Below are 4,560 nucleotides of genomic sequence, written 5' to 3' on the forward strand. Positions count from 1 at the left end.
TTTAAAAAGAATTTTAATCATCTATTTTTATTATTTTTAGAAGAGTTTAAAAAGAATTTTAATCATCTATTTTTATTATTTTTAGAAGAGTTTAAAAAGAATTTTAATCATCTATTTTTATTATTTTTAGAAGAGTTTAAAAAGAGTTTAAATTATCTATTATTATTTAAAAGACTAAAAAAGACTTATTGTCCTATTTTTATATATAATTTTAAAAGAGTTTAAAATTAAAATCAGTTAAGATATGATTCATTCATTTCATCATTGACTTCATCATATCTGTTCAATAAGGTTTTGACTAGGTCTTTACTAATTTTATTGAATTTCTTATCCAATAAGTCGACTCCCTCTTGGGTGATTCCTTTTTTGGTAGCCACTTTATTGATGATGTCCCAATTGCTTAATTCTTGGTCATCCTTTAACATTGAAGTTCCAATGACTGTCTTTAAGATCATTTCCTCTATTTCATCTTTGGAAAGGTTTGAGAGATCTGTGCAGCTTTGAGCGAATTTTTCAATCATCATTGCAATGAAGGCAGGTCCGCAGCTGCTTATTATTGTGCTGATTTCCAATTCATTGTCCTTCGGATGAAGATTGTCCTCCTCCTCATTGAAGTAGATAGGGTCATCAATTTTTTTAACTATGCTGAATTCATTGAACAGGTCTTCAACAAAGAGTCTTTCATGCAATTCCACTTTTGAGTTATGCTTTACGAGTGTGACTCCCTTTCTTCTTGCCAGTGAGCTTATTGAATTGTTGGAAGTGACTGTTGAAGCCAAGGTGGGAATGACCAAGCTTAATTTGCCGTCATAGAATTTTTTGATATGGCTGAAATTAAGTCCTGCACAAGTGTAGATGATATGGGTCTTCTCATTGATGAATGGTTTTATTTCTTGGATGATTTCCTTGAATTGAGGAGTTTCTACGGAAATAAGGATCTTTTCACATTGTGTTGCGACTTCTTTGTTATCTGAAGTAATGTTTAGATTTTCTTCTGGATATTCTTCAATTAAACTTTCAAATTTATTAAGGTGTCTATTTGAAACAATTAATTCTTCATCGTCCAATAGTAAATTAAGTTTCAAGATGTTATTTACTATCATTGAACCCATATTTCCGTAGCCGATAACTCCTATTTTCATAGTTTCCCTTTCACTATGTGTTTTCTAATCATGATTTTGGATTAAAGTTCTCCATGCATATTATGGAAGGAATTTTCAAAATCCTGATTAAAAATATTTATTAAAACTATCTAGTTATGAAATAACTTTTACATTATTTATAACTAATATAATTTATTTTTTAACTCATTAATAAACTTTACAGTTTTATTTTTGGATTTAGAGCATTTATTCAACTTTATTTTATATTTATTAAACTATAATTTAGTTAAATATAATTTAAATTATATCAATTAATTTGTTTAAGTTTTAATAGGGAAATAATTTTTTATGGTGGTAAAAGATTATTCTAAAATCATTATTCTAGAATTTCCTTCAATATGGTTCAATCTAATAAAATCGGATATTATGTTGTTGAAGAGATCATGGTCTATTATGTTCCAAAGGTGGTTTCCCCTTATGATCTCTACCAATTTGGCATTTTTAAATATGTTCCTCAGTTGGATTGCAGATTTTGCACAATCCAAATCCTCTTTGCTTCCATAGATGATCAATACATTGTCCTTTTCAATGATTTCATCATTGTCCTTCAGGCTTTTGGGAACTGTATAGTTCAATGATTCAAAAGATATTCTTCTTTCTTCCTTGATGGATCTGTCCAGAATCCTTTCAACGTCTTTGTAATGTTCCCTATTGATTCCAAAGTATCTGAGATAGGCTTTTGTTATGAATGAGTCGGGCTTTTCATTCAAGTATTCTGATTGTGTCTTGGCCAGCCTATTCACAATGCTGTCTTTTTCGATTTCCTTATGGTCAGCTATTTCAAGCCCAGACAATATCAGATTGTCAATTAATCTTGGATTTTCATTAATTATTTCAATGGCTACTGACCCTCCAATTCCTAAGGCCACTAAGTTTACCTTTTCAATGTTCTTCTCTTCGATTAATTTTTCTATGAATTTTGCGATTTCAAGAGATGAGTTCCTAATGGAAAAATCATCTTCAGACTTGCTATCTCCATGATTCGGCAAATCCATAAAGATGCAGTGAAAACCATTAAAATATTGTGCATGATTCTCCTTTTGCCTAATCCAAATCCATTTGTCCAATAATTTTGTATGCAAAAAGAGGATTGTCTTGTTGTTTTCCTCTCCGATTTCCTCGTATGCCAAATCATTGAAGTATCTTAAAGTCATTTTATCATCGGTTTGATTTTCAATTGTCAAATCTCTGCATCTTTCATAAGATGCTGAACATTAACCAATTTAATTAGTTGTTATACTATCGAACAAAACATATACATTTATTAATGTTAATGATTATATATTATATTAATTCTTATTATAATTTTTTAATCAAAAGGATTTGTGATAAAATGAAAGCAGATGCATACAAAATTGTAGATAATGTTTACTGGGTAGGAGTTTTGGATTGGGATATTCGTGACTACCACGGATACACCTTAAATGGAACTACCTACAACTGTTATTTAGTATTTGGAGAAGATAAAGTAGCTTTAATCGATAATGTCTATCCTGGAAAGTCTGAACAGTTCTGGGGAAGAATCAGAGATGCCTTTGAAAAGGAAGGAAGGGAATTCAAAATTGATGTAGTCATTCAAAACCACATTGAAAACGACCACAGCGGTTCCTTAGGTGAAGTTGTGGCAAAGTTCCCGGATGTTGAAGTCTACTGTTCCAAAAAGGCTGAGCCTGGTCTTAAAAACCACTTGCCTGAACTTGCAGACTTTGAATTCAATACCGTAAAAACCGGTGACTCATTGGATATCGGCGGAAAGACCTTCCAATTCGTGAATGCTCCTATGCTTCACTGGCCTGACAGCATGTTCACAATGTTGATGGAAGATGGAATCCTATTCTCCAACGATGCATTCGGTCAGCACATTTGTCTCTCTGAAAGATTGGACAGCGATGTGGATCCTGTCATCTTGACTGAAGCTGCAAGAAAATACTATGCAAACCTAATCACTCTCGCTTCTCCTATGGTCGGAAGAAAAATCGAAGAGCTTGCAAAATTAGGATTGGTGGACATCTTGAAAATGATTGCTCCATGTCACGGTCAAATATTCACCGACCCAAGCTTCATAATTGACCTTTACACAAAATGGTCAACTGGAACCTATGAAGGAACCAAAATCACCTTCATCTATGACACCATGCACCATTCTACCCAAAGAATGGCTCATGCAATGGCTGAAGGTGTCATGTCCGAAGGTGTTGAAGTTAAAATGTACTTCATGCACGATGATGACAAGAGTGATGCAGTGACTGATGTCCTTGACTCCAAGGCAATCTTTGTAGGTGCTCCAACAATGATGAACAATCCTTTCCCTGGAATCGGTGACGTGATGTACTACCTCAATTGTCTCAGCTTTGGAAACATTGAAACCAAGAAAGCAGTAGTATTCGGTTCAAAAGGATGGGCAGGAGGTTCTGCAAGAATCCTTGCAGCAAACCTCGAAGGAGCAGGATTTGAAGTTGTCGAACAGATGGAGCTTGACTTCAAGCCAACTGAAGAGCAACTTGAAGAATGCTATGACTTAGGTAAAAAAGTAGCTCAAATGATTAAGGAATAGTTTTTCTATTCTTTTTCTTATTTAGCTATTTTTACTTTTTTTATTAGAAGAATTTTATAATTCATTTTTTTATTTTTCCATATCCTTTTTTTTTTAAAATTTTTAATTCAAATGATATTATCATATTCGGTGATTGCCATTAGTGAAGAAGATGACTTGAGAATGATTGAGGAACATAATCAAAAATCAGTTGAGGAATTGGTTGAGAATTTTTCATATGTTTATGTCTATTTAGTTGATGGGAGATCATATACCCTAACCAAGGAAAACAAGTTTGAATTCAAGGATGGAAAATTCAGAATTTTAGATAAAAACCTTGAAGTTAACATAGTTGATATAGGCCTAATAGAATTTACTGATTAGATTAATAACTGCTTTTAATTATTTTAATTATTCGATTAATTAAAATGATACTTATATTGAAATCCATTATTTAATATCCTTGGGATTCCAAGTATTCATCAATGTCATCATAGTCTCCATAATCATAGTGGTCATAGTACCAATCTGGGTCGTTTTTTGCTATTGAATATGGTGAATCATCCACACCCTGATAATTTTCATTTGAGTTATCATCCAGTTCAATATTGGAATCATTTTCATAATCAATATCATATGATTCATCAACCACATCTCCGTCATCATGACTGAGATTGAAATTATATTCTGATTGAGAATTTTTATCATGATTGCTGGACATGCTGGAAATTGAGATGATAATAAATAGTGCAATGCAAATGATTGCAACCTATTTTAAAACAGTTTTCATTTGTTTTGATGATGACATGATTCACACTTTTTTTATTTTTTCTTTGAACTTATTTTTATAATATTATATTAAAA

General features: G+C 32.1%; 6 protein-coding genes. 3 read left to right on the forward strand and 3 right to left on the reverse strand.

What is annotated here, in order from left to right; translation table 11 throughout:
• Positions 1 to 225: hypothetical protein (locus tag IJE13_RS02185; RefSeq protein WP_292776526.1), on the forward strand; the 225-nt coding region annotated here is incomplete at its 5' end.
• A gap of 8 nt (positions 226 to 233) precedes the next feature.
• Here IJE13_RS02185 and IJE13_RS02190 read toward each other — a convergent pair.
• Positions 234 to 1,142, reverse strand: coding sequence for a pyrroline-5-carboxylate reductase dimerization domain-containing protein (locus IJE13_RS02190; RefSeq protein ID WP_292776528.1), 909 nt, complete (start codon positions 1,140 to 1,142; stop codon positions 234 to 236).
• Between the two features lie 323 nt (positions 1,143 to 1,465).
• Positions 1,466 to 2,347: an alpha/beta hydrolase gene (locus IJE13_RS02195; RefSeq protein ID WP_292776530.1), complete on the reverse strand. Its 882-nt coding sequence runs from the start codon at positions 2,345 to 2,347 to the stop codon at positions 1,466 to 1,468.
• A gap of 149 nt (positions 2,348 to 2,496) precedes the next feature.
• Here IJE13_RS02195 and IJE13_RS02200 point away from each other — a divergent pair, with 149 nt between their 5' ends.
• Together IJE13_RS02200 and IJE13_RS02205 are read left to right on the forward strand one after the other, a co-directional pair.
• Positions 2,497 to 3,717 (forward strand): FprA family A-type flavoprotein, encoded by a 1,221-nt coding sequence (locus IJE13_RS02200; RefSeq protein ID WP_292776532.1) that lies wholly within the window; start codon positions 2,497 to 2,499, stop codon positions 3,715 to 3,717.
• Positions 3,718 to 3,846: 129 nt separating this feature from the next.
• Positions 3,847 to 4,080 (forward strand): hypothetical protein, encoded by a 234-nt coding sequence (locus IJE13_RS02205; protein WP_292776534.1) that lies wholly within the window; start codon positions 3,847 to 3,849, stop codon positions 4,078 to 4,080.
• A gap of 70 nt (positions 4,081 to 4,150) precedes the next feature.
• On the opposite strand, the gene IJE13_RS02210 is transcribed toward IJE13_RS02205, so the two are convergent.
• Positions 4,151 to 4,417 (reverse strand): hypothetical protein, encoded by a 267-nt coding sequence (locus tag IJE13_RS02210; protein WP_292776536.1) that lies wholly within the window; start codon positions 4,415 to 4,417, stop codon positions 4,151 to 4,153.
• Positions 4,418 to 4,560 lie beyond the last annotated feature (143 nt).

This window comes from Methanobrevibacter sp. (assembly GCF_017410345.1).
Taxonomy (GTDB): Archaea; Methanobacteriota; Methanobacteria; order Methanobacteriales; family Methanobacteriaceae; genus Methanobrevibacter.